General features: G+C 39.9%; 2 protein-coding genes. One reads left to right on the top strand and one right to left on the bottom strand.

The window, feature by feature from the left end:
* Nucleotides 1-198 precede the first annotated feature (198 nt).
* A complete protein-coding gene (locus tag AC1DPZ_RS27005; RefSeq protein WP_477409330.1) occupies nt 199-552 on the bottom strand; it encodes a hypothetical protein in 354 nt (117 codons plus the stop codon).
* Between the two features lie 153 nt (nt 553-705).
* Here AC1DPZ_RS27005 and AC1DPZ_RS27000 point away from each other — a divergent pair.
* On the top strand, nt 706-1,527 hold an 822-nt coding region (locus tag AC1DPZ_RS27000; RefSeq protein ID WP_477409328.1), incomplete at its 3' end, for a metallophosphoesterase.

Here is a 1,527-nt window from a genome sequence, read left to right as displayed (position 1 = left end):
ATGGCAAAAACGGCTTAAAACTATCATCGAACGATTTATACGAGTAAAGGCAAGCAGCAAATGTTAAAGGGAGAGAAAGAAGATAAAGGTTAAATAATAGCATTCAATATTTATGATCTTTAAATTAAATGCTAAAATAGTGTATATACAAGCATCTTGTTAAAGTTATCACAAATATTGAATGTTATCGTTCTAAAGTCAAGGACAGATTGGGGGACAGGCTTTGCCGCCATTTGCGGGTTCTAATCCAGCAGCAAGCACAGTACTGTCTAAAACAGCGTCTGTATGACTGCTCTCCTTACTAATAGTTCCAGCAAAAACAACCGTTGTCTGGCTGGGCGATTTTGTTTCTGTTTCGTCATGAGAAGCAAAATGAACCCTTACACCAGTTGCTTCTGCAGGTAGGTTGTTCACAAAACCCTTAAATGAATCAATATCGAACCAAACAGATCTGGTATCATTAATACCATGAGTTTTGTCGATAACGTTTTTCCGGGTGGTGTGATAGTGATCCACCATTTTTTTTGCGGTTTTTAAATCAATAATTTTCATATATAATCGGGGATTAATAAGTAAGCAATATATAATTTACAAAGCAATATTGCTATCCGTTTTTTAACGGAATTTTTCACCGTTAAAAAACGGACAGGTGCTTTTTTAGCTTCTTTTTATTAGCACAAAAGTTTTATATTACGTTAAAAACCCATGCGCAAATTTCTGCAAAAGCTGTTAACAAAACGGGTGGCCATACTTGCCGACAGGCTATCGTCGAGGCCCGATAAGAAGCGGGTGGATAAGGCATTAAGCCGCCTGTATAAAAACATACTTACCAGGCCCGGAAAGAAAGGGCTGGTGATTCCCTTTGATACCGGCGTAGATAAATTCATCATCTTTTCTGATCAGCATAAAGGTGCACGTGATGATATGGACATTTTTGCATTGGCTGAGAAAAACTATCTTACAGCACTTGACTATTATGAAGAGCAGCGTTTTTGTTATATTAACCTGGGTGATAGTGAAGAGCTTTGGGAAAACCTTTTCATCACCATAAAAAGACACAATAAAGCCACCTTTGAAAGCGAAAAGCGCTTTATTAACCGCAAAGCTTTTTTCAAGATATTTGGCAATCACGACCTTTATTGGGATAATGATCCTCTTGCTATCGCAGGGTTAGTGCAGGTATATGGGCAACGGATAAGCATCTATGAAGGCGCCGTATTACAAACCGAGGTAAATGGCATGCCGCTTAATGTATACCTTACTCACGGCCACCAGGGCGACCTGCAAAGTGATGGCAACTGGTTTAGCAAATGGTTTGTGTCTGATATCTGGGCCCCGCTCCAGGCTTATCTAAAGGTGAATCCTAATACGCCAGCCAACAACGATCTGCTAAAAACCGATCACAACCGGATTATGTACGAATGGGTTGCTAAACGCGAAAACACATTGCTTATAACCGGGCATACTCACCAGCCGGTTTTCAGGTCACTCACCCACCTTGAAAGATTATACGATGAAATGGCAAGA

The sequence above is a fragment of the Mucilaginibacter sp. P4_G9 genome (assembly GCF_056400985.1).
This window is presented reverse-complemented; position numbering and strand designations above follow the sequence as displayed.

What these genes read in the sequence shown, in the direction of transcription:
- AC1DPZ_RS27005 (WP_477409330.1), bottom strand. Translation starts at nt 552, where the DNA reads ATGAAAATTATTGATTTAAAAACCGCAAAAAAAATGGTGGATCACTAT.